This is a genomic window from Vibrio sp. Vb1026 (assembly GCF_033338745.1).
In the GTDB taxonomy this organism is placed as follows: domain Bacteria; phylum Pseudomonadota; class Gammaproteobacteria; order Enterobacterales; family Vibrionaceae; genus Vibrio; species Vibrio alginolyticus.
In genome coordinates, this window is record NZ_JAWOTH010000008.1 from 85,467 (window position 1) to 110,572 (window position 25,106).

Genomic DNA, 25,106 nt, shown 5'->3' on the forward strand with positions numbered 1-25,106 from the left:
AGCCATCCTTAAGAGCAAGTTGAATAACCGTAATATTCTGTGCCGCTGTTATCACTACATACTCTTACGCGGGCTGATAAAGTATGAGAAATGAGTTTTAAGGCTTTTGATGATTCACCAACAGGATGAAACTTCAAGTTTCCTGATGATGGTCGACCATGGACATCGTCGAAGCTGATTTGATCGGAAGCATAGCTCGGGGTAACGACAATACCGTAATACGGCTTACCTGATAAAGAGAACAACACAGTCCCAGCTCCCTCAGCTCCGTTATCTGTCAAATCAATACGCCAGTTTCCGTCACTGGATGAGCTCCCAGACATGATGATGTGTGCCCAAAGTCTTTCACGCCGTAATACTGCTTCAGACTTACCTTCAATAACAAAGCCATGCAATTCATTAGCTAAGCGCTGCATTTTGTTGGTTTCAAAGACATTCTTGAAAGATGGTGCAGCTGTAGCCAATAAAGCACTCAGTACAGCAACAGTAATAAGAAGCTCCAACAACGTAAACCCGCGAGGCATTTCCCAAATTCCTATGTAAACGGCAAAAGGGCCGTAATTCATCTTGCACAGATGCTATCACCTGCCAAAAATAGGCGGAAAAGTGAAAAGGAAACTACTCGTGATGATTCGAATTTCTCGTTGTAACGGCTACAAAAAAGGATTGAGAGGGATGACATTGATCGAATTACTGGTAGCTGTAGTGATTGTCGGGATCATTGCTGCAGTCGCATACCCCTCTTACACTAATCATGTAATCAAGTCTCATAGGACGGTTGCCTTGAGCGATCTTAGTCGAATTCAGCTAGAGCTAGAGACATCTTATGATGGTGGGTACGACTGGAGTCATATTCTCTCTGGAGGCACATGCACTCTATGTGACTCAGACACAAATAGATTTTCTTTCGATATTGCGAGCTCTGCAAGTACGGCCTATACCATTACAGCAACAGCAAAATCGTCTCTGGGACAAGACGACGACGAGTGCTTGACTGGTTCTAAAACGATTACTTTAACGTCAACAAATGTCGAAGAACCAAGTGATTGCTGGAATTAGGAAGAACACCGAGATGCAAAAAGGCCTGCATTTTAGCAGGCCTTTGTATGTGTGCTTTTCGCTAACGTCTTAGCTGGTTAAATCATCAAAGAACTTTTTCACACCGTTGAAAAAGCCTTCTGATTTAGGCTTGTGCTTTGTCGCCGCTTCACCACCACAAGACTCTTCAAACTCTTTGAGCAGTTCTTTTTGGCGTGAGCTTAGATTTACTGGTGTTTCGACAACCAACTTCACAATAAGATCACCAACACCGCCACCGCGAACGCCTTTCACACCTTTACCACGCATACGGAACATACGACCTGTTTGCGTTTCTGAAGGCACTTTTAGGCTTACGCGACCATCTAGGGTTGGTACTTCAACTTCACCACCTAGAGCTGCCATCGCAAAGCTTACTGGCACTTCACAGTATAGGTTGTTGCCATCACGCTCGAAGATATGGTGCTCTTTCACGTGCACTTGTACATACAAGTCGCCAGCAGGCGCCCCCATTTCTCCCGCTTCACCTTCGCCAGATAGGCGAATACGATCGCCAGTATCAACACCTGCCGGGATCTTAACGTTAAGTGTTTTTGTTTTCTGCTTACGACCTTGACCATGACACTCATTACAAGGGTCTTTAATGATTTTACCTTTGCCGTGACAGGTAGGACAGGTTTGTTGCACTGCGAAGAAGCCCTGGCGCATCTGTACTTGACCATGACCATGACAGGTACCACATGTTTCAGCAGATGAACCTTTCTTCGCGCCACTACCATCACAGGTATCACAGTGTACTAGTGTCGGTACTTCGATCTCCTTCGTTACACCACGAACCGCTTCTTCTAGCGTCAATTCCATGTTGTAACGTAGGTCAGCACCTCGCTGGGCACGGTGGCCACCACCGCCACGACGACCACCACCAAAGATGTCACCGAATACATCGCCAAAGATGTCGCCGAAATCAGCACCGCCGCCGCCAAAGCCGCCGCCACCGAAACCACCGCCGCCTTGTTCAAAAGCAGCATGACCGTATTGGTCGTACGCCGCTTTCTTTTGAGGGTCGGTCAGAACTTCGTACGCTTCTTTTACTTCTTTAAACTTGTCCGCCGCAGAATCATCACCCTGGTTTCGGTCTGGGTGGAATTTCATCGCTAGACGCTTATACGCCTTTTTGATATCGCGCTCTGAGGCATCACGGCTTACGCCTAATACTTCGTAAAAATCACGTTTTGACATGTTCTTCGTCACCAGTTAATTACTACAAACGGCATCGATTCACCGCTTGGTGTTTGTATCGTTCTAGGTAAGTGCACTTGTCTGCAACATACTTAACTAGAAAGACAGCGTTTACAAACAGACGGGCGTAAGAGTTGCCCCAAACGCCCGCACACGAAGTCTTATCGACCCCAGATGGCTATGCAACCATCTGGTTAAGAAATATTATTTCTTGTCGTCTTTAACTTCTTCGAACTCAGCATCTACAACGTCGTCTTCTTTAGACTGTGCACCTGCGTCAGCACCTTGTGCTTGCTGCGCTTGAGCTTGTTGTTGAGCGATTTCCATCAGCTTTTGAGAAGCAGTCATTAGTGCTTGAACTCTAGCATCGATAGCTTCTTTGTCTTCGCCTTTACGTGCTGTTTCTAGCTCAGAAATTGCTGCTTCAATCTTCTCTTTCTCTTCTGCAGGTAGCGCTTCACCAGCTTCTTCTACTTGCTTACGAGTACCGTGAATCATTTGGTCAGCTTGGTTACGTGCAGTCGCTAGCTCTTCGAACTTCTTGTCCGCTTCTTTGTTAGCTTCTGCTTCTTGAACCATTTTCTCGATGTCTTCATCGCTTAGACCGCCAGAAGCTTGGATAGTGATCTTCTGCTCTTTACCAGTCTGCTTGTCTTTCGCAGACACGTGTAGGATACCATCCGCATCAAGGTCAAAAGTAACCTCGATTTGTGGCATACCACGTGGTGCAGGCTGGATGCCTTCTAGGTTAAATTGGCCTAGAGACTTGTTGTACATCGCTTGCTTACGCTCACCTTGTAGAACGTGGATAGTTACCGCGCTCTGGTTGTCTTCCGCTGTAGAGAAAACTTGGTTCGCTTTAGTTGGGATAGTTGTGTTCTTCTCAACTAACTTAGTCATCACGCCACCCATTGTCTCGATACCTAGAGACAGTGGAGTTACGTCTAGTAGTAGTACGTCTTTAACGTCACCAGCAAGTACACCACCTTGAACTGCAGCACCCATTGCTACTGCTTCGTCAGGGTTTACGTCACGGCGCGCTTCTTTACCAAAGAACTCAGCAACTTTCGCTTGAACCATTGGCATACGAGTCTGACCACCAACTAGGATTACGTCAGTGATGTCGTTTACTGATAGGTCAGCGTCAGCTAGAGCTACTTTTAATGGCTCAAGAGAGCGTTGTACTAGGTCTTCAACTAGAGATTCTAGTTTTGCACGAGTCACTTTAATGTTCATGTGCTTAGGACCAGTTGCATCTGCAGTAACGTAAGGTAGGTTTACGTCTGTTTGAGAAGTAGAAGAAAGCTCGATTTTCGCTTTCTCTGCTGCTTCTTTAACACGCTGCATTGCTAGTGGGTCGTTTTTAAGGTTGATGCCTTGCTCTTTGTTGAACTCATCAACCAAGTAGTTGATTAGACGGTTATCAAAGTCTTCACCACCTAGGTGAGTATCACCGTTAGTTGCTAGAACTTCGAATGTTTTCTCGCCTTCAACTTCATCGATTTCGATGATTGAAATATCGAATGTACCACCACCAAGGTCGTATACCGCGATAGTGCGATCGCCGCCTTTCTTATCTAGACCGTAAGCTAGTGCAGCTGCCGTTGGTTCGTTGATGATACGTTTAACTTCTAGACCTGCGATACGGCCAGCATCTTTTGTCGCTTGACGCTGAGCATCGTTAAAGTAAGCAGGTACTGTGATAACTGCGCCAGTTACTTCCTCACCAAGGAAGTCTTCAGCAGTTTTCTTCATTTTCTTAAGAACTTCAGCAGAAACCTGAGGAGCTGCCATTTTTTGGCCTTTCGCTTCTACCCAAGCATCACCGTTGTCAGCCTTAACGATTTTGTAAGGCATGATTTCGATGTCACGCTGAACTTCTTCGTCTTCAAAACGACGACCGATTAGACGCTTAATTGCAAATAGCGTGTTTTCTGGGTTAGTTACTGCTTGACGTTTCGCTGGTTGACCTACTAGCGTCTCACCGTCAGTGTAAGCAATAACCGATGCAGTAGTACGTTCGCCCTCTGCGTTTTCAATTACACGTGGTTTGTCGCCGTCTAATACAGCAACACATGAGTTAGTAGTACCTAAGTCAATACCAATGATTTTACCCATCTGGCTATCTCCGAATAAATTCTATTTTCGTTTGGTTATAACCCCAATGTGGGGGGAGGAGAATCGGGTTTCAACCCTTGCTCACAAACAAAAATAATCAATGTTTGCTTCTCTATGCCACATAGATAAGGGCGGCAAAATGCTTTTCAAGGGCAGAATTAAAAAAAAGCGTCTTTTTTCGAAATTTATGTGTTTCTTTCTGATTAGTTGGGAACTCGTCACACTGCTGTAGCGCAACAAAACGTCATTTCCCAGATAAATTTATTTATGTCCGACTCTTCCTAAATAAAAAACGAGCTCATAAGAGCTCGCTTCAATATTAGGGTTAAAATAAATGATTCAAGGTATTAGGCGTTCGCTTGAGCAGGCTCAGCATCAACACCTTCTTCTTTACCTATCTCACCTTCTGTTTTTGCAACAATGGTGTTCACTGCCGTGTCGCCGACAACGTTAGATGATGTACAGAACATATCATTAATACGGTCGACCGCTGCAATGATTGCTAAACCTTCAGGTGGTAAACCTAGTTGGTGAAGCAAAACGCCTACCATTACCACGCCGCCCCCAGGAACGCCGCCAGCACCAATAGATAACAGAAGAATAGTTAAGCCAAGTGTGAAGATGTCTGCGGTGTTAATTGGCTGGCCAAAAGCGTTCGCAACAAACATCGTTGCTAGAGCAATATAGATAGACACACCAGACATATTCATCGTTGCGCCCAGTGGAACACCGAAGCCAGCAACCGATTTAGAGACCTGAAGCTTTTCTGTCAGTGTGCGCATCGTTACCGGGATAGTCGCGTTTGAGCTCGCGGTAGATAGAGAGAAAAGAATCTGCTCACGAGTTGCACGTAGGAAAGTCTTTGGAGAAGTTCCTGTCGCAATACTCACTGCCATTGGGTAGAAGAAGAAGATCCAGAACACCAACATCGCAACCACCAAAGCCACGTAACCGGCAACGGACATTAATGTATTGGCGTTTAGCGTTGCACCTAGTTGAATCATTAGTGCGAACACACCATATGGTGCAAGACTCATCACTAATCCAACCAATTTCATCATGATTTCATTTGCCATTTTGAATGTGCGAATAGCTGGGCCACCACGAGAATCCAAAGCTTGAATTGCAAGCCCCGTCAAAATTGCCATAAAGATGATTTGCAGCATGTCGCCGCTAGCAAACGCTTGTACAGGGTTGCTAGGAACAATGTTAACAACTAAAGAGAAAATGTCCGGCGTCTCTGTCGTTGTCAGCTGCACAGCCTCAGATACCGTTCCTGCTAGATTAGCGCCCGCTCCTGGCTGGAAGATCAAGCCGACAGTCAAAGCCGCCGTAATCGCAATGATGGTGTTAAGAATGTAAAGGGTAAAAGTTTTTCCACCAAGACGACCAAATGCACTGATATCTTTCAAGTCAACAATGCCGCATACGATTGAAACGTAAACTAAAGGAACAACAAGCAATTTGATCAGTGAGACGAACATGCCGCCAACACCTTCTGCTGCTCCAAGTAGGTATGTATCAAAAATCGCAATACCGCTAAATAAGTACTGAATTGCTGTCCCCAGCACAAGGCCGGCAAACAAGCCTATAAAAATCTTACTAGAAAGCGATTTATCCATTATAAATCTCCGATATGTTGTGTTTGCTATTTACATTTTTGTAGTTATATATGCTTACTTTTAAAGCATTAGTCGCAAATCATACACACCGAAGTTACAAAATAAAGTGATAATTTACATTTTTGTTAAAGAAATTGTTTTAGAAAAAATGACTATATTTACATTCCTATGCAGAACAAACATTCACACAACGAATGATTACAATCACTTATAGCCCTTCCCATTAATAAACACGCAGCGAGATGAGAGAAAATCTCCTATAGGAAAATAATTAACCAATAGGAAAAAATATGAAGGGGATCAAATTTTCATTTATCGATATACAACGAAGTTCGATGCAGTCATTTATGTTTAAAACAAAAAAGCGCCCATCAAAAATGATGGGCGCTTTTATACTTAAAAAACAGGTAGTTAAAGTTACTTAGCAACCATTACCATTGCCGGACGAATCACACGGCCGTTTAGTTCGTAACCTTTTTGCATAACAAACATAACAGTGTTTGATTCATGATCAGGGCTCTCCTGAATCGACATCGCTTGATGGAACTCTGGATTGAATGCTTCACCTTCAGGGTTGATTGCTTTCAAGCCAAATTTCGCTACAACGTCTACAAACGTTTTATGTGTTAGTTCAACGCCTTCTAGGAACGGCTTCACAGTTTCATTCTCTGTATCTGCCGCTTGAATTGCACGCTCTAGGTTATCAATAACAGGAAGCAGCTCTTCTGCAAACTTGTTCAACGCAAACTTACGTGCTTTATCGATCTCTTGCTCAGTGCGACGACGCATGTTTTCTACTTCAGCTTTAGAACGCAACACCGCATCTTGTTGCTCTTTTACTTTTGCCTCGCTAGACAATAGTGCCGCTTCTAGTTGAGCAATCTTAGCGTCTGTCTCATCACCAAGCTCTTCAAGCTCAGCTTCAACTTCTTGTGCTTCAGCTTCTACTTTTTCAGCCTCTTCGATGATTTGATCAAGCTCTTCTTCTGTAACTTTGTTTTCTTCGTTGCTCATGATATCTCCAGAATTCAACATAATGCCCTTAAAGCCATGCGCGTTTTTGCGGGCTTTAACCACATAAAAATTCGCATATTTAGGTGACTTGCCATTATTATGGGGATGAAGATTCCTGATTCAAGCCTCTTTAATGCGGAAATGCTATGAAAAATCCATGTAACGTGATCGCGATTATCGGAAAACCAAGAGATCAACAAGCAATTCAAACTCATAAAGAGTTGTACCAATGGTTGACCTCTGAGGGCTATAAAGTATTCATTGACGATCGCCTTGCCGCAATACTGGATGATATCCCACAGAGTCAGTTTGCTAGCTTAGTTGAACTAGGAAAAAATGCCGATCTAGCCATTGTGGTTGGTGGCGATGGCAACATGCTAGGTGCAGCAAGAATTTTATCCCGATTTGATGTACCAGTTATAGGCGTGAACCGTGGAAATCTGGGCTTCTTAACTGACTTGAACCCAGACGACTTCCAAGCGTCTCTGCAAGCGGTACTCGACGGTGAGTATATTGAAGAGGAGCGTTTTCTTTTAGAGGCGGAAGTACACCGCCACGGACAAATAAAGAGTCATAACGCTGCGCTAAACGAAGCCGTACTTCACCCAGGGCAAATTGCCCATATGATTGAATTTGAAGTGTACATAGATGAAAGCTTCGCCTTCTCTTTACGGGCCGACGGTTTGATTGTCTCCACTCCGACTGGCTCGACGGCATATTCACTTTCTGGCGGCGGCCCAATTCTTTCTCCTAGCTTGAATGCCATTTCACTCGTGCCAATGTTCCCGCATACATTGTCGAGTCGACCTTTGGTGGTTGATGGAAAACGTCGAATTAAATTGGTGGTATCACCAGAAAACCGTGGAACACAAGAAGTTAGCTGTGATGGACAAGTCTCACTTCCAGTTACCCCTGGCGACGAAATTCACATCTATCAAAGTCCAAATGTACTAAAGCTCATCCATCCAAAAGACTACAGCTACTATCACGTCTTACGGAATAAGCTTGGCTGGTCTAGTAAATTGTTCTAACACTTGTTACTCAGGGTAATAACTTCAATAAAAAAGCCAGCAGCTCAATTGCTACTGGCTTTTGGCTTTCTTAGACAAGAAATAGACACAAAGTAGTGAGGCGACACGATATTTGTCATCATTAAAGAGAAGCTTATAAATTTTGATCCTGTGGGCAAACTTTACACAAAAGATAGAAAAGCAAATTCAATGATCTATGTCCGGTGATATTCTCACCATGAATAGAGTATTAAATCTATTTCATACAATCAATAAAGGACATATTATGAAGAAAACCATCATTCTGTCTGTTCTCAGTACATTAGCACTTATTGGCTGCCAATCAGAGGAAACGCAAGTCAACAGTGTGTCCAATGCAAAAGCGGAAGATATCACTAAGACGAAACGGGCCCTAGCTCAACAATTGAGTGAGAATTATGCTGCCATTGAACCCATGCTGAGAAGAGATATTACTCCGCAACAGACTAACGTGTCTGTATCAGCATTTGTTAAGCAAAACCCTAACTCAGAGTTCAGCCGCCAGCTTGTACAAGCTGACACTCAAATTCGTAGCTGGAAAGGTATTTCTGAATACTCTGATCAGTTGTTAGAAGTTCGCTTGGCAAATGAAGCCATGATAACAGCATGGCAAAGTGGCGAGGTCGAGCCATTATTTGCATTTGAACCAAGTGGTGATGATGAGAATTGGCAATACATCGAAGCATTTGATGTTTATGGCAACATCCATCAACTCGATGTTTACCAGCTCCCTGAGGTACCTGTACTTGTCGTTGATAACAATAGCTCTGCAGAGCTAAAAGCAGGCTTGCAAGCTATGCAAGCTGAGATGAAAAAACTCGGTCAACCAGCTTTAGTTCAACCATATATTGCTGATGAACAACGCCAAAATACACCGCTATTGTCAAGTAGCGCAGTGGGCGAAGCGGCTCCAATTCAAACCACGCAGTTGAAAAAGATCCGTCTAGCCGATGACAAAGAACCTTGGATCTCTGGCAAGGCAGAAATCTACGCTATCGTAACGGGCGTCAATCCAAGTCGTGATGAACCTACTCTCGATTTGGTGGAGCTTCCATACTTAGACTACGATAACCAAGATTACTATCCAAATCAGATCATTATTCACTGGTCTCGCTACCGCTGGGGGGCGGCAGACATTGTGCTCATGGAGCAAGATGACGGCACAGACTATAAACAATTGGCAAAACTCCTTGTTCAAGTTGCCGAAGAAGTATTGAAAGCGATTCCAGATCCAGAAGTTCAGGCTTACGCGATTATTCCGCAAATCACGAACAAGATCATCGACACTATCCCCGATGGTGTACTCACGAATGATGATGACTTCGTCGACGTTTACTACACTCTAATGCAAGACACTTCATACGTGGATCACCCAGGTGCAGGTGTGAATGCAGTCGTCACACTAGAACCACTAACGATTAACCCAACTCGTCCGTAACCTGTTCAATTTTAATGAGTCGTTGTAATCACATCGGCTCATTTTTCCCACTTCATCACAAAAAAACAGCCTACAAAGAAAATTTTCCTTACCTGACTTTACTGTATAAAGAAACAGTATATACTGTTCTCTTATACAGTGTTGTTCAGTTATACAGGTAAATAAAATGCTGGCTCATCTAAGTGTTAATAATTTTGCGATTGTTAAGTCTTTACAACTCGAGCTTTCTAAGGGCATGACCACCATTACAGGTGAAACAGGCGCGGGTAAATCCATTGCTATCGATGCTTTAGGGCTCTGCTTAGGCGGACGAGCCGATGCCGGCATGGTGCGACAAGGTGAAGAGAAAACCGAAGTTAGCGCCGCTTTTTTATTGGACAACAACTTACATGCAACACGTTGGTTAGAAGATAACGATCTGCTAGATGGCAGTGAGTGTATTTTGCGTCGTATTATCACAAAAGAAGGCCGCTCAAGAGCCTTCATTAATGGCAGCCCTGTTCCACTATCACAACTCAAATCTCTAGGGCAGCTACTTATCAATATCCATGGGCAGCACGCTCATCATCAATTGATGAAAAGTGAGCACCAAATGGCCATGCTCGACCAATATGCTGGGCATTTAAACCTACTAAAAAGCACACGAAGTGCTTACCAGCATTGGCGTCAGGCGGATAATAACCTCAAGCAGCTAAAAGAAAATAGCCAGCAAAACCAGGCGCAAAAACAGTTGCTTGAATACCAAATCAAAGAACTGAATGAGTTATCGCTAGGTGAAGAAGAATTTGCAGAGCTCGAGCAAGAGCATAAACGACTATCCAACAGTGGTGAACTCGCCACTACCTGTCAGCAAGCCATCGAACTTATTTACGAAGGTGAAGAAGTCAATGCGCTTGGTATTTTGCAATCGGCCAATCACTCCCTAATTCAATTAGCCGAATTAGATGAAAAGCTATCTGATCTACCTAACATGCTGTCAGAAGCGATGATTCAACTTGAAGAAACGAAGAATGAATTACGCAGCTACTTAGATGGCATCGATGTTGATCCAGCTCGTATGGCTTATGTAGAAGAACGTTTTTCTAAAGTGATGTCTGTAGCTCGTAAACACCACGTAATGCCAGAAGAACTCTACCAGCATCATCAAGATCTTCTGGCCCAAGTAGAAGCGTTAGATTGCTCCGATGAACGTTTAGATGAACTTGCTCAAGAAGTAGAACACAAGTACCAAAGCTTTCTAACACAAGCAGAAAAACTGCACAAATCACGCAGCCGTTACGCAAAAGAACTGAACAAACTGATCACACAAAGCATGCACGAATTGAGCATGGAGAAAGCAGTATTCAGTATCGAAGTTAGCAATGACAACACGCACCCATCGCCGCTTGGCATGGACAGCGTGTGCTTCTTAGTATCGACCAACCCGGGACAACCATTGCAACCTATAGCAAAAGTTGCGTCAGGCGGTGAGCTATCACGTATCTCTCTAGCTATCCAAGTGATCACCGCTCAGAAAGTAGATACACCAAGTTTAATCTTCGATGAAGTGGACGTAGGTATTAGTGGCCCAACAGCTGCCGTAGTGGGCAAAATGCTACGCAAGCTTGGCGAATCTACTCAAGTATTGTGTGTCACTCACCTCCCTCAAGTTGCCGGATGCGGCCATCAACAAATGTTTGTTGCTAAGCAAACCAAAGCAGGCCAAACCGAAACCCAAATGCACGCATTAGATGAACAACAACGTGTGGCAGAATTAGCTCGCTTACTTGGTGGTAGTCAAATAACCGACTCAACGTTGGCAAACGCAAAAGAACTGCTTATCGCCGCTTAATAAATCGACAAGGGATGAGATATGGATATCAGAGCAATACACAAAACCAACTGCTTAGATCTCATCCCTATTTTTATTGAGTTAGAACATGACTACTTCAAAGAAAAAGCTTCATCAAAACACGATCTGGTCCATTATCTAAAGAGCCAAGTCTTCTCTGAACATTCTGGTGTTAATATCATTGCGGTTTACGATAATGATGACGTCGTAGGCTTTGCATCTTATACCGTCATGCTCCCTGCCCCAAAACTCTCAGGACAGATGTACTTAAAAGATCTGTTCGTATCTTCGAAGGTTCGAGGAAAAGGGGTTGGTCTCAAGTTAATGAAGTATCTGGCATCTTTGGCGATCAAGTGTGGATGCCAAAGGTTGGACTGGACAGCTGAAAGTAGTAACCCTACCGCAGGTCAGTTTTACCGCTCAATTGGTGCAACACTAATTCATGAAAAAGAGTATTATCGTTTTTCAGGTGATGCATTACGCGAATTCGCCAAAACCGACTAACGAGTCACTAGGCTTGGCTCACCGCTGAAAGCGTCCATCACCCTACCTCCGATTGAAATGTGCTCTTCGTCACCTAACTAATACGTCATGTGGTGACATTTACCGCCTAATATCGGTGAATAAATGCAACTCAACTCAAAATTCGTTGTCAGATTGTCTACCATACGACGCATAGCTTTTTACATCTGCGTCGAGCTTGTTTATTATCAGCGCAGTATTTTAAAGGTTACTAAGAAATTATTATGCAATTAAAGAAGTGGTTAGTTGCCGTACCATTAGCAATGACATTGCTGACAGGATGTTCGGTATTGGAAAGACTGGTTTATCGTATTGATATCAACCAAGGCAACTATGTAGAACAAAGTGCGGTTGATAAATTAAAGTTTGGGATGACTAAAGCACAGGTTCGCTTCGTATTAGGGTCGCCAATGCTTATTGAAAACGGCTATCCAAACACTTGGTATTACATCTATCATCATACTCCTGGCCATGGCGAACCAGTACAGAAAGATCTGATTGTAAACTTTAATGACCAAGGCACACTCGCAGACATCAGTGGTGACTTTCCAAAAAGTGACGCATTTTACGAGCAAATTCAGTAAACTGACTTTTGCAAAAAAAACCTCCCGTTTGGGAGGTTTTTTATTATATAGAAATCACGTTAGTCAAACTTTGAGTAACTCACATGAGCTATTGGGTTAATATTAATCCTGCTTATTTTTACGTACAGAACTAGGCTTGCCACCGGTGACTGGGTCTGCACTCCCCTCGGTTTTAGCCTGCTCCGCCCGCTTACGGCGAATCTCTTTCGGATCGGCAAGTAACGGACGATAAATCTCTATTCGATCTCGATCTCGAACGGTCGCATCCAACTTCACGTTACGACTAAACACACCCACTTTGTTCTTGGACAAATCAATTTCAGGGTACAACTCCAATACACCGGATTGTCTAATGATCTCTTCTACCGTTGCGTGATTATTTACCACTAAGTTAAATACACGCTGTTCATGAGGAAGAGCATAGACAACCTCAACGTGAATCATATCTGACTCAATACTCATAACACTCGTAGACCTGTTTTGCGCGTTTAGTAAATGCATTTACCATATTACTAGTAAGCTCGTTAAAAATCTTACCGAAGGCCATCTCAATCATTTTACTTGAGAATTCAAACTCAAGCTTTAGTTCAACCTTGCAAGCTTGCTCATCTAGCGCGGTAAAAATCCAACCACCACGCAACGTCTTAAACGGGCCATCCACCAAGTTCATCATAATTGCCTGACCGGGGATCAACTCATTTGAAGTCGTAAACGTTTTGCTGATTCCAGCCTTCGCCACATCGACAGAAGCCACCATACCATTCCCCGAAGACTCAATGATTCTAGAGCCCGAGCAACCGGGCAGAAATTCAGGGTATTTAGCAACATCATTAACCAGATTGAACATCTGTTCGGCGCTAAAAGACACAAGCGCAGAACGGCTGACTTGCTTCATACATACTCCTATCGATACATGTACAGATTTAAAGCTACTCGCCAATTTTACTTTTATTCCACGATTGCGCAAATAAAAGGATTTCCTATCCGATATCCAACCCGTATAATGACGCTATTATGGCAAAGAAAAAAACGAAACAAAAAGCGGGTAGCAATACTATCGCGCTGAATAAAAAAGCTCGCCACGAGTATTTCATCGATGATGAAATCGAAGCTGGCTTGGAGCTCCAAGGTTGGGAAGTGAAAGCCCTTCGCCAAGGTAAAGCCAATATTTCTGAAAGTTACGTATTTATGCGTGACGGTGAAGCCTTTGTGAGTGGCATGACAATCACTCCTTTAAATCAGGCATCGACACACGTTGTGGCGAACCCTACACGTGTGCGTAAACTACTAATGAGTCGTCGTGAGCTGGATAACCTATTCGGACGTGTAAACCGTGAAGGTATGACATTAACGGCCCTCTCACTGTACTGGTCTCGCTCTTGGGTGAAACTAAAAATTGGCGTAGCAAAAGGTAAAAAGCTGCACGATAAACGTACGGATCTAAAAGAAAAAGACTGGGCAAGAGAAAAAGCACGCGTAATGAAGAGCGCGCTGCGTTAATCTTGACCACTTAAACGCATAGTACTGGACAGCCAATGCTTTTCTGTTACTATGCGAATATTACCTGGGGCTGATTTAGGATTCGACGGGAATTCAGAAGTCTGAGGTGCATGCCGAGGTGCGGTAGGCCTCGTTAACAAACCGCAAAAAAATAGTCGCAAACGACGAAAACTACGCACTAGCAGCTTAATAACCTGCTAAGAGCTCTCTCGCCCTAGCTTCCGCACGTAAGACGGGGAACAACGAGGGATCAAACCCAAACGCGCTAGCCCGGATTCTCCCGCCTGAGAGATGAACGGCGAATTTTAACTCAGGCTAGTCATTCATTAGCGTGTCGGTTCGCAGGTGGGTGGCGAAATTAAAGATCGACTAAGCATGTAGTACCAATGATGAACGGTTTTCGGACGCGGGTTCAACTCCCGCCAGCTCCACCAATCACTAGTAACGGGACGTCTCAGGACGTCCCGTTTTCTTTTCTAATCCCTTGTCCCATCTAGCTTTAAGTGGTTCAGGCCGTCTCATCAAGATTCACTTAATCTCAGTCATTTAGTAACATTCTGCGTAACACTAACCAATAACAACACAAAGTGGTGTTACATCAGAAAGGAACTATTAAAATGGCTAAGCAAATCAAGCCTTTATCACCAACTCAAGTAACCAAAGCTAAGCCCTTAGAGAAAGAATATTCGCTTGCCGATGGCAACGGTCTGTACTTACGTATAAAGCCCAATGGCGCAAAACTTTGGATTTTCAACTACATCCACCCAACAACTAAAAAACGTAAGAACATCAGCCTTGGTGCATTTCCCGACATAACTCTCGCGTCCGCGAGAGAAAAAACAAGAGAGATGCGCCAACAGGTCGCTGAAGGTATTGATCCAAAAACTCACAGGGATAACCAACTCATTACCGCACAGATAGCTCAGTCATCAACTCTTAAATCAGTTGCCGAAGAATGGTTTGAAGTAAAAAAGCATGACGTTTCGGAAGACTATGCCAACGATATCTGGCGATCTCTGGAGCTACATATCTTTCCCAACCTCGGTAACATGCCGATAAGTGAGCTAACTGCCCCAATTGTAATTCAAGTCTTACGACCTGTAGAAGCAAAGGGCGCATTAGAGACAGTTAAACGAGTATGTCAGCGAGTAAATGAAGTAATGAACTACGCGGTGAATTGCGGAAAAATTCAGTCCAACCCATTATTCGGGATAAAGCATGCATTTAAAAAGTCGAAAGCTGATCACATGAGTACTATCAGCCCAGACGAACTTCATACTCTTATGCAAGCGATGTCGTTAGCCAATATCAAGCTTGCCACCCGCTGCGCTTTTGAATTCCAACTCCACACCCTGACCCGTCCTGTTGAGTGTGCTGCCGCTGAATGGAGTGAAATTGATTTCGAAAACAAACTTTGGGTCATTAGCAAAGATAAAATGAAAATGAAGCGCGACCACAAAATCCCTCTTTCAGACGCTTCGATTCAACTTTTAAACTTTATGAAGCCCATCTCCTACGGACAACGCTATGTATTCCCCAGTTCAAAGTCAGTAGACCAGCACATGAACAGTCAGAGCGTCAACGCAGCTCTAAAACGTGCAGGAATGAAAGGAAAGCTAGTAAGTCACGGTATGCGTTCCATTGGCAGTACAGCGCTCAACGAACAGGGCTTCAACAAAGATGCTATTGAGCTGTGTCTAGCACACGTAGACAAGAACACGATTCGTGACATCTACAACAATGCTGAGTACCTTCAGGAGCGTCGTAAGATAATGGAATGGTGGAGCAACTTCATACTTGATGCTTCTAAAAACACCAATACCATTGCTAAGAAAAAGGGATAAAGCAATGAGTCAAGTATATGATGACCTCTCGTATAAAGATTCTGCACTCTACAAATTTGTACATAAACACAGGGAACGAATTCTTAAAGACAGGACAAAAACTCCTGAAAATACAGCTCTCTTTCTTCTCTATCTTGGATTTAGCCTAATCGAATCTGCGCCTAGTGAAAGAGTTTATACAGAATTGCAGTATTTAATCGATGACACATTTGCAGCTGCCCTAGATATTTTATGTTCAGAAAACGCCGAAGAAATTAACCAAATAATGCGAGACTACTCAGATCAGTTAGGCTTAACAAAGAGCAAAAAGCCTAAAAAGATTGATGATGAGGATATTTATCGGATGGTTTTGCTAGGTAAAGAAATTTTTCCTGAAAAATCTTTAGAAAAGATCTATGAAAAAATCGCAAATGTGACAAAGATCACTAAGCTTTCTAAAAGCCAAGTCAAGAAAAAATACTACTCTTTTATCCAACTGAACAAAGAACAAACAGAGCTAACTCTTTACAAAGCGCGAAACAAATCAAAAAGGGAGGTCCATCAAAACATGATAAGAATTTTCGAGTTTGACATTACATTTTTATCATCTTACAAGGAATTTTTCCTTGACATGGTTTCGTGCTTTGATGAAGTAGTTGAACATTCCCATCTTCATTACTCAGGTTTCCCATCAAAAGAAACACCAAGTTCGATACAATCTTTAATGAATTTTGATAACCATCTGAAATTATACAAAAAATCCGATTACCCATGGATAGATAGATTATCAGATATCGTTTCTTTTGAAAGAGATAATGAGTTTAAACGTTACAGAGATAACCTACGGAAGTACTACTCATCTCAGTCCATAAACAAACTGCCTAGTTTGTCATATTCTGATGATCTTGAAGCGGAAGCCGTATTTTCCAACTTCTTTTCATCAGCAAAACCTTTAAAATCAAATAGATAAGTAGAAACACTCTCTAAATCAACAACTGGTCAAAAACCCCCCTCTGTTTTTGACCAGTAACTTGTCATAACTTCAATTTCGTCGCTGGCCAGCGGTCTTTAACACAAACGAAAAATTAAAAAATAACAAAGGTGTTAGTTATGACTGAACAACAAATCAAAATCGTACGTAAATCTGACGTTCTACAACGCGTACCCTTCTCAAGAGCGACTCTCCACCGCAAAATTAACGATGGAACATTCCCACCTTCAATTCCCCTTGGTGCAAACTCTGTTGGTTTCTTGTCTCATGAGGTCGATGCAATTATCGCAGCCATGGCACTAGGCAAAGATCTACAGCAAACTGTTTCTCATCTTGTTGAGCAAAGACAGTCTCTTTTCGACAACAGTCTCTATGCATTAGCCGCATAACTAAAAACTCTCACTAAGCACAAATAAATCAATTGTTTACTGCATGCTTTAGCATGCTGGTAAAAGTGCAGAGTTCTTTAGTTATATATATTACTTAGAAACTTTGCACTTTTACGTTCTACTAGGAATAAGAATAAATGAACGTTATCGCGCAATCTCAAGCCTCAGAACATACACTGGTTCGTTCAACAGAGTCCTGCTCAGTCGCCATTCTTAACGGCGAGTCTCTAAGCTTCGATCATGACAAGTACAGGGTCGTTGCTGTTCGCAACGACAAAAACAACCTGGCTGAAGTTATCCGCTATTACCGTGATGCTGGCTTCAATAACATCAAGTTAATCATTGATTCAAAAAAGCTCCCTGCTCAAGCTGTAGATTTCATGATGATTAATTATCGCGACGCTAGGTGTGATCTTTATGATTTAGCATCAAAGCGACTCTACAGTCTGAAAGACTACAACGATACAATCCAGTATCTATCTCTTTGCTATCAGTTGACGAATTGCGGCATGCGGGGTGACGAAATCATTGACTGGCTAGCTAAAAAACTAGTCCGTACAATTCCTCTGATCTGTTCCGATGCTAAATCATGCTTGAGAACTTACCGTTTCTATCTTCACAAAGACAATAATTTCCTTAGTAAAGTTTTAGATTGCCTTGAACTACAGCTACACCACTATCATTCATCAGTTCAAGATTTTATGAAGCTTAGAACGCCGACGAAAACAATCCGTACTTCAACTCTCGACTGTCCAGAAGTGTGTGAAGCGCTAGCCAATGAGCGAACCCTTGCGATTAAATCTGCAACAGGGACTGGTAAAACGAAACACGTCTTTGGCCCTATTACTCAGCTAGCTGAGCAAAACAATAAATCCGTGGTATATCTTTCTCACCTGATGGCTTTAGTAGAACAATACTGCATTCAAAATCATGCGGTCAGCTATACCACTCAAAACTTAACTCAGCTTGAACAGTCGAAAGCGATGGGATTAGTCGTCAATAGTGTGTGGAAAGCACATATCCAAGCATATTGCCACAATGCTGATACCTTGATTATTGATGAGTTTGAGAAAGTAATTTCAACTGTCGTGTGTTCGGAGCATTCACTACAAATGCCTAAACAACGCGTCTTTCATTGCTTGTCTGAGATTATTCGCTCCATTCCACAAGTCATTGTGGGCGATGCTGATCTTTCCGATATTAGTTTAGGCTTCTTGAAGGATTTACGAGGTGACGTGACTTTAATCCAGTGCGACAAAAATCCATATCTGGGAATTGAAGCAGTTATCACAGATAAAAATCAGTATCTTTATAGTCAGGATGAACTCAAGTCTAAATTGTTGGAGGACAAGGTGTTTCTCTTTGACTCGCTAGTGACACTTCGAGGAGTAGTTAAACAACTTGGTTATGAGGACAAACAAGGTTTAGATAGTGAGACTGCGGCTCTAAACGACGGTGTGCTAGTCATTCACGGGGAGAATAAAGGAATGGACGCACAACGTGCTTTTCTGGCTAACCCGAATGAAGAAATCTCCAAATACAAAGCGATTATCGCTTCTCCCTGTCTAGGGTCAGGCTTCTCAATCGTCAAAAACTTTGCCAATAGAGTTGTCGTATTCTGTGACAAAACACTAAATCCATTTGAACTAGTTAACTTCGCACGTCGATTCCGTAAAGCAAAGGAGATTTGTTTCACCGTAGATGCCCATCAAGACTTCTTCTGCCGCCCGACAAGGGCAAGAGTCTACAATGCGAATATTCACTCAGCGCCAACAGACCACCTAGAGATTGCATTCGGTAACGTGAAATCACAGTTCACCGCACCTCTGGGGCTACATCTATGGCTAACATTGAAGGAACTCGGCTTTCATGTTGATCCGCTACCATCCTCAGTGTACTCACAGAGCTGTGGGTCTAAAACGAACAAGCAATATTTAAAAGCTTACAGAGAGGCGTTGGTCAACGCCATTATGCAATCTGTCGATTTAACCCAGCATGACGTGAAGCGGCTTATGATGGCTGATAAGCGCACAGCCAGTGACAACGCAGCCATCTCGAAGCATACAATTAAAAGCTACTATCATTTGACTGAAGTCACAAAAGAAGATGTCGAATTTCATTTCCTGTTTTCTAAGAACAGAAAGCTCTTCGACAAGCTATTTTCTGTTCCAGCGCCAAACGAAGATAACAGCAAGTACTCAACATATCGCCGCTTGGCGAATTTAATCAATGAGGGTCTGTTCAACGGACACCAGCTTAATTCTCAATCACCTTCTATCATGATCCATAGGGAGCAGATTTTGGGGTTTGTTAATCTGATGATCGAAAATCGGGAATTAGTCAATTGGACACTGCACAAAGATACTCACATCCCACTATCACTCAACGAAAACAGCACGACAAATAAAAAGATGCTGTATTTTGGGCAACTCATGAAGTCTCTGGGTTTTGAAATCGGTAGATTTAGCGGAACAACAAATAAAGCGAAAATCTCTCTGACTCAAAGGGCGCGTAGCTACACTAGATTAAGTACCGAGTCTCTAGATATCGTTGCTTAACTGACTTCCCGTTATGCTATTGCATAACGGGATAACTATTTCCACGAATAGCATCTGGTATTTCATGCATACCGTTACCCACTTCACTGATAAGTCAGTATCTTTTCTGCTTTTATGCATCCTTTGGTATAGTCATGAAATGCATTTGTACTGAGCTGGCTAATCGCATGGAATCGACAATCAATAAATCAAAGCTATCTGAAACCGACATCATCACGAAATTCATTCTTCCTGCTATCAAAGATGCAGGATGGGATGATATGTCTCAAATCCGTCAAGAAGTTAAACTGCGTGACGGTAAGGTCATTGTTCGTGGTCAGGCAGCGGCGAGGAAAAAGGTTAAGTCTGCGGACATCGTCCTTTACCATAAACCGAGCATGCCTCTAGCCGTTGTCGAAGCAAAAGCGAATAAGCATGAAATCGGCAAAGGTATGCAACAAGGTCTAGATTACGCCAGCCTACTTGAAGTCCCTTTTGTCTTTGCCTCAAATGGCGACGGTTTTATCTTCCACGACAAAACCAACCCAGCTCAACTCGAAACTGAAATTCGACTTGAAGATTTTCCGACACCTCAGCAACTATGGGACAAGTACTGCGTTTGGAAAGGATACAAAGCCGAGCACCTTCCAGTCATTACTCAAGATTACCATGATGACGGTAGCGGAAAGTCTCCGCGCTACTATCAGCTACAAGCGATAAACAAAACCGTGGAAGCGGTCGCAGCAGGACAAAACCGTGTACTCTTGGTTATGGCAACAGGTACGGGCAAAACTTACACTGCTTTCCAGATTATTTGGCGACTATGGAAGTCCCGAGCCAAAAAACGCATCCTATTTCTAGCGGACAGAAACATTCTGGTCGATCAAACTAAGACCAACGACTTCCAGCCGTTTGGCACCGCTATGACCAAAGTCACTGGTCGAACAGTCGATCCCGCTTACGAAATCCATCTAGCTTTGTATCAAGCTCTAACTGGCCCAGAAGAGCACCAAAAAGCATACAAACAGGTCGATCCTGATTTCTTTGACCTTATTGTCGTTGACGAGTGCCATCGTGGCAGTGCCGCTGAGGACAGCGCATGGCGCGAGATTCTTGAGTATTTCGGTTCTGCGACTCAAATAGGGCTAACCGCGACACCAAAAGAAACCGATATCGTGTCTAACACCGAGTACTTTGGCGATGCCATTTATACCTACTCTCTAAAACAAGGAATTGAAGACGGTTTCTTAGCCCCATACAAAGTTGTGCGTGTGGATATCGATGTAGATTTACAAGGTTGGCGACCAACCAAAAGGCAAGTCGATAAACATGGTGAAGTTATCGAAGACAGGATCTATAACCAGAAAGACTTCGACAGAACTATGGTCATTGATGAGCGCACAGAACTTGTTGCACAGACCATCACCAGCTACCTAAAGCGCACCGATCCGATGGCTAAAACCATTGTGTTCTGTAATGACATTGACCATGCGGAACGTATGCGCCGAGCACTAATCAACTGCAACCCTGAGCAAGTTGCTAAAAATGAAAAATACGTAATGAAAATTACAGGTGATGATGAAATCGGTAAAGCTCAGCTTGATAACTTCATCAACCCCAAAAAGGATTACCCTGTTATCGCGACCACCTCAGAACTCATGACAACAGGTGTCGATGCAAAAACTTGCAAACTGGTTGTTCTTGACCAAGGCATTCAGTCGATGACTAAGTTTAAGCAGATCATCGGTCGTGGTACTCGTATTGATGATCGTTACGGAAAGCTATGGTTTACTATCCTCGACTTTAAAAAAGCGACTGAACTGTTCGCTGATGAGCGCTTTGATGGTGTCCCTGAGCGAGTTAAAGAGACAAAACCAGAAGACTTCGATACCGATAATGGACTCGATGAGATTATCGATGGTGAGGATGAACTTGAACAAGATGATCCATTTGAAGGGGAAGATATCGACCCTGAAAGCATCCAAGAACCAGAAGCTCCATACGACTCAGGTTCATCTCCTTCTGACGGTAGTGATGCCGATGATGATTGGCAGGATGAAAACCGAGTTAGAAAGTTCCATGTCAACGATGTAACGGTTAAGGCCATTGCCGAACGTGTTCAATACTACGATGCCGACGGAAAACTCGTAACCGAATCGTTCAAAGACTATACCCGCAAGACGATGGCAAAACAGTTCACGTCGATGGATGACTTTGTTAAGCGCTGGCAAGATGCCGATAAAAAGCAAGCAATCATCGATGAACTGGCAGAAGAAGGCATCATCTGGGAAGCATTAGAGCTGGAAGTCGGCAAAGATCTCGACCCATTCGACATGATTTGTCATGTCGTGTATGACCAACCAGCACTCACCAGAAAAGAACGCGCTGACAACGTCAAAAAACGCAACTACTTCACTAAGTACGGTGAAACGGCTCAGCAGGTGTTGAGCAACTTACTGGACAAGTACGCAGACGAAGGCGTTCAAGAGATTGAGAATATTCATGTACTCAAAGTTAAGCCTTTTGACGAGATGGGACGCCCTGCTGAAATCGTCAAAAAGTGCTTTGGCGGAAAAGAGCAATACTTAGAAGCGATTTCTGAATTGGAAGCTGAGATTTATCAATCAGCCTAATCACCATTTAAACCAAGCTAGAGTTTCTTTAGCTTGGTTAACGACCTCACGTCACAATGCATATCTATATTTTTGGTAACCTAAATTCAGGCAAAACAACCTTAAGCAAACAAATACAAGGACGTTTGCCTGATTTCATTTATTTATCATTAGATGAGTATCGAATTCGCTTTGGCGATGGAACCGAGCAAGGTGAGCAACTCGCTTGTGAGCATTTCCTTGCTGCGGTTAAACAACAGGAAAACGCGATTGTTGAATTTATAGGATACGGTCAAACGGCTAGCCTTCTTACCAATCAATTAGATAGGAAAACAGGCATATTAGTCTGTTGCACTAGAGATATTGTGCAGAGCATCAATGCAATTGATGACGAGAAATACTCAGAAATCCCTTACCCATCATCCTACAAAAAACTGCAAGCTGTTGATGAAACTATTAGATTTTTGAAAGATAAAACCATACCGACGGAACTAGAAACTCACTGGCAAAGACAAATTTGGCAGTCTTACTGTTTTGACTTCTCCGATAACTTTGATGCCTTCTGGACGGCCTTCCCATTATCTCAACACACTTGGGTCAGTAAGCTGAATAAAGTATTGAGCACAGATACAAGCGTACCTACAGCTCTACTTTACGGAAGCTTGGGGGCTAATCAGTTAACAAAGCGCTCTGATATCGATTTATTTATTCAGTCATCGATTTCGGTTCAGGGTTGGCATGAAAGACTCCTCAGATTGTTCGGTGAACAATTGGCTCATACCGATATTTTGGGGTCGAAAATCACTCTTAGAACACAAGACCGTTTGCTTATAGAAATCGTTGTAGGCCAATCGCTGTCTGACATTTCTCTTTATTATCGTGAGTCACAAATCTACAACGTTCACTTCACTATTTTAAAGGGTGATCTTGGCCTTGCAGAACAATTAGACGCCGTTACCAAAACACATACAAGCGAGCGAAAGCAAGCCAAAGAGTTGGCCGCTCAGGTTTACTTTTTATTTTGCTCCTTACCGAACCTTATCGCTAACAACGACAGTTACAAGTACCACTTTCACTGCTCTATCATCCAGCACTATTGTGTTCAGCTAGAACATTTACTGCTAAGTGAGTTTAAACACAACTACCTTCCCAAACATGCCGCTACAACATTGATTGATTTCCCATGGCAAGTATTTAACTGCTCAGCAACTCATATCAGCACAGCGCAATATACTGAGCTTTATCAGTACCTCATCACACTGTTCGAACGGCTTAGAAATAAACAACTGATTAAAAGTAATGGCTATTTCTCTGTGGAGAGTCGCTTTCTCCACGAGGTCCCTAGTGAAGATAACAAGGCTTAAAAATTGAAACATCATCAAATAAAAACAATCAACTACCAACTGTGGCTAGTGCTGATTCTGACAAGCTTAATACCATTAATCTACTCAACTACACGAATCCATTTCTTGGGCAGCATCCCTAGCCCATGGACTTTTAGCATTGCAGCACAAGTTGCATGGCTAAATGTAGGATATGAAGTCCTCAGCGAAGCATTACTTATCCCTCTAGCATTTATTCTAGGCAGAGTTATTCATAGTAATGAAGCTTTTCGTGAACGAGCCAGTCTATCTCTTTTGGTTACCTTAATTTGCTACTTTGTGGTGACCTTAATGGTATTGTGGCTAGCCCCGAATTTTGTAGATGCTATGCAGCAACAGGCTGAATTATTGACCCAAACGATCCAATACATTCGATTGGAATCTGCCGCTATTTTGCTCTCTAGCTTCTATGCTTTTTTGTCTTTGGTTCTAGTCCTAAGAAATGAACGAAAGGCGCTGTATGGTCTCCTAATAGTACAAATGCTCATGACTGTCCTTTGTGACAGCGTCTTCGTCAGTCAACTACCTTACTCCCTTCAGTTAGGAGTGAATGGTATTGCTCTGAGTAATATCGTAGTCAATAGTCTTCTCGCGCTGTTTGCCCTGATTTATTTATCGAAATCAGGGATCACTCTGAGCTTCAAGTTTTCTAAAGGAGATCAATCGCAATGGCTCAAAGAATGGGCAAAAATTGGATGGAAGTCAGGGCTTGAGTCACTCGTGCGAAATACTGCCTTTATTGTCATGATTCTTCAGCTGATTAACCAAGTACAACAAGCGGGAACGTTCTGGGTTGCTAATCAATTTATTTGGGGCTGGCTACTACTTCCCGTTTTGACATTAGGACAACTGGTTAAGCAAGATGCTGCGACAAACAATGGGTTAACATCTGAGCGAGTCAATAGCTACCTATGGATAACGTTAGGAATCATTGCTGTTTGGATACTCACCGCACCGCTTTGGAACAGCTTTATAGCCAATGTCATGGGGATAGAGAACCCAGAATCAATCACCAGTCTAGTTTGGCTAATGGTTGGGTTCTATGTCATTTTCAGTTTAAACAATGTCATAGACAGTTACTTTTATGGTATTGGACGCACGGATTTGATGCTATATCAATCACTTATCGTAAACACCTTGTTTTACGGTTGTGCTTTTGTGCTTTATCAAATCGGTATCTTTGTACCTACGCTTGAACGAATCGCCATAATGTTCGGCTTGGGCATTACTGCTGATGCACTCATCACTTGGGTGTTGTACCTTGCCTTACGGAGCAAAATGAGCATGAATCAACAACCAGTAAGCCATTAATTAATTTATATATTTATCATAGATGTAAATGCCCACTAACCTCCACCGTTATTGGGCATCACCTCTCCCCTTTTCAGTACTCATAATGACGTAGAAATGCTATAAT

At 42.9% G+C, this 25,106-nt stretch carries 21 protein-coding genes and 1 other RNA gene; 15 read left to right on the forward strand and 7 right to left on the reverse strand.

From position 1 onward, the window contains the following. Positions 1-8: 8 nt before the first annotated feature. Complete coding sequence (locus tag R7E47_RS13765) at positions 9-524, reverse strand: GspH/FimT family pseudopilin (RefSeq protein WP_033905824.1); 516 nt, start codon at positions 522-524, stop codon at positions 9-11. Between the two features lie 103 nt (positions 525-627). Here R7E47_RS13765 and R7E47_RS13770 point away from each other — a divergent pair, with 103 nt between their 5' ends. Then, positions 628-1,059, forward strand: a complete 432-nt coding sequence (locus tag R7E47_RS13770) for a type IV pilin protein (RefSeq protein ID WP_054579037.1) — start codon at positions 628-630, stop codon at positions 1,057-1,059. A 69-nt stretch (positions 1,060-1,128) separates the two neighbouring features. Here R7E47_RS13770 and dnaJ read toward each other — a convergent pair whose 3' ends face one another. From dnaJ to grpE, 4 genes are all read right to left on the reverse strand, one after another. Beyond that, entirely contained in the window at positions 1,129-2,277 is a 1,149-nt protein-coding gene (dnaJ, locus tag R7E47_RS13775) for a molecular chaperone DnaJ (RefSeq protein WP_005381620.1), read from the reverse strand. 204 nt (positions 2,278-2,481) lie between these two features. Further along, entirely contained in the window at positions 2,482-4,395 is a 1,914-nt protein-coding gene (dnaK, locus tag R7E47_RS13780) for a molecular chaperone DnaK (protein WP_258484084.1), read from the reverse strand. A 347-nt stretch (positions 4,396-4,742) separates the two neighbouring features. Beyond that, the gene (locus R7E47_RS13785; RefSeq protein ID WP_005381625.1) at positions 4,743-6,017 is read right to left on the reverse strand and encodes a dicarboxylate/amino acid:cation symporter; all 1,275 of its coding nucleotides are present in this window, start codon (positions 6,015-6,017) and stop codon (positions 4,743-4,745) included. 417 nt (positions 6,018-6,434) lie between these two features. Further along, on the reverse strand, positions 6,435-7,031 hold the full coding sequence (grpE, locus tag R7E47_RS13790; RefSeq protein ID WP_021034134.1) for a nucleotide exchange factor GrpE: 597 nt from the start codon (positions 7,029-7,031) through the stop codon (positions 6,435-6,437). Between the two features lie 146 nt (positions 7,032-7,177). Here grpE and nadK point away from each other — a divergent pair, with 146 nt between their 5' ends. The 5 genes from nadK to bamE all read left to right on the forward strand — a co-directional run bounded on the left by nadK (position 7,178) and on the right by bamE (position 12,455). Next, positions 7,178-8,062 (forward strand): NAD(+) kinase, encoded by an 885-nt coding sequence (gene nadK / locus R7E47_RS13795; protein ID WP_005381631.1) that lies wholly within the window; start codon positions 7,178-7,180, stop codon positions 8,060-8,062. Between the two features lie 265 nt (positions 8,063-8,327). Beyond that, positions 8,328-9,518 carry a DUF3103 domain-containing protein gene (locus R7E47_RS13800; RefSeq protein WP_005383752.1) on the forward strand — a complete coding sequence of 397 codons (1,191 nt, stop codon included), beginning with the start codon at positions 8,328-8,330 and terminating at the stop codon, positions 9,516-9,518. A gap of 166 nt (positions 9,519-9,684) precedes the next feature. Continuing rightward, positions 9,685-11,349 (forward strand): DNA repair protein RecN, encoded by a 1,665-nt coding sequence (gene recN / locus R7E47_RS13805; protein ID WP_258484083.1) that lies wholly within the window; start codon positions 9,685-9,687, stop codon positions 11,347-11,349. 21 nt (positions 11,350-11,370) lie between these two features. Next, positions 11,371-11,853 carry a GNAT family N-acetyltransferase gene (locus tag R7E47_RS13810; protein WP_258484082.1) on the forward strand — a complete coding sequence of 161 codons (483 nt, stop codon included), beginning with the start codon at positions 11,371-11,373 and terminating at the stop codon, positions 11,851-11,853. Positions 11,854-12,095: 242 nt separating this feature from the next. Further along, positions 12,096-12,455: an outer membrane protein assembly factor BamE gene (gene bamE / locus R7E47_RS13815; RefSeq protein WP_017820585.1), complete on the forward strand. Its 360-nt coding sequence runs from the start codon at positions 12,096-12,098 to the stop codon at positions 12,453-12,455. Positions 12,456-12,557: 102 nt separating this feature from the next. Here the strand turns inward: bamE and R7E47_RS13820 are convergent, their stop codons facing one another. Beyond that, positions 12,558-12,917, reverse strand: a complete 360-nt coding sequence (locus R7E47_RS13820) for an RnfH family protein (RefSeq protein ID WP_025768875.1) — start codon at positions 12,915-12,917, stop codon at positions 12,558-12,560. Next, the gene (locus R7E47_RS13825; protein WP_005381641.1) at positions 12,907-13,350 is read right to left on the reverse strand and encodes an SRPBCC family protein; all 444 of its coding nucleotides are present in this window, start codon (positions 13,348-13,350) and stop codon (positions 12,907-12,909) included. The genes R7E47_RS13820 and R7E47_RS13825 overlap by 11 nt, the downstream gene beginning before the upstream one ends. A gap of 119 nt (positions 13,351-13,469) precedes the next feature. Here R7E47_RS13825 and smpB point away from each other — a divergent pair, with 119 nt between their 5' ends. The 9 genes from smpB (at position 13,470) to R7E47_RS13870 (ending at position 25,000) form a co-directional block, all read left to right on the forward strand. Next, entirely contained in the window at positions 13,470-13,955 is a 486-nt protein-coding gene (smpB, locus tag R7E47_RS13830) for an SsrA-binding protein SmpB (protein ID WP_005381642.1), read from the forward strand. A gap of 66 nt (positions 13,956-14,021) precedes the next feature. Further along, positions 14,022-14,389, forward strand: a transfer-messenger RNA (tmRNA) gene (gene ssrA / locus R7E47_RS13835). A gap of 183 nt (positions 14,390-14,572) precedes the next feature. After that, entirely contained in the window at positions 14,573-15,799 is a 1,227-nt protein-coding gene (locus R7E47_RS13840; RefSeq protein WP_123016591.1) for an integrase domain-containing protein, read from the forward strand. Between the two features lie 4 nt (positions 15,800-15,803). Further along, positions 15,804-16,748 carry a hypothetical protein gene (locus tag R7E47_RS13845; RefSeq protein ID WP_123016592.1) on the forward strand — a complete coding sequence of 315 codons (945 nt, stop codon included), beginning with the start codon at positions 15,804-15,806 and terminating at the stop codon, positions 16,746-16,748. A gap of 140 nt (positions 16,749-16,888) precedes the next feature. Further along, positions 16,889-17,158 (forward strand): helix-turn-helix transcriptional regulator, encoded by a 270-nt coding sequence (locus tag R7E47_RS13850; RefSeq protein ID WP_020431431.1) that lies wholly within the window; start codon positions 16,889-16,891, stop codon positions 17,156-17,158. Between the two features lie 137 nt (positions 17,159-17,295). After that, positions 17,296-19,716 carry a DEAD/DEAH box helicase gene (locus R7E47_RS13855; protein WP_123016593.1) on the forward strand — a complete coding sequence of 807 codons (2,421 nt, stop codon included), beginning with the start codon at positions 17,296-17,298 and terminating at the stop codon, positions 19,714-19,716. Positions 19,717-19,883: 167 nt separating this feature from the next. Further along, positions 19,884-22,328, forward strand: a complete 2,445-nt coding sequence (gene hsdR, locus R7E47_RS13860) for an EcoAI/FtnUII family type I restriction enzme subunit R (protein ID WP_318084408.1) — start codon at positions 19,884-19,886, stop codon at positions 22,326-22,328. 56 nt (positions 22,329-22,384) lie between these two features. Further along, positions 22,385-23,671 carry a hypothetical protein gene (locus R7E47_RS13865; protein WP_318084410.1) on the forward strand — a complete coding sequence of 429 codons (1,287 nt, stop codon included), beginning with the start codon at positions 22,385-22,387 and terminating at the stop codon, positions 23,669-23,671. 3 nt (positions 23,672-23,674) lie between these two features. After that, positions 23,675-25,000: an MATE family Na+-driven efflux transporter gene (locus R7E47_RS13870; protein ID WP_318084412.1), complete on the forward strand. Its 1,326-nt coding sequence runs from the start codon at positions 23,675-23,677 to the stop codon at positions 24,998-25,000. The last annotated feature ends 106 nt before the right edge of the window (positions 25,001-25,106 follow it).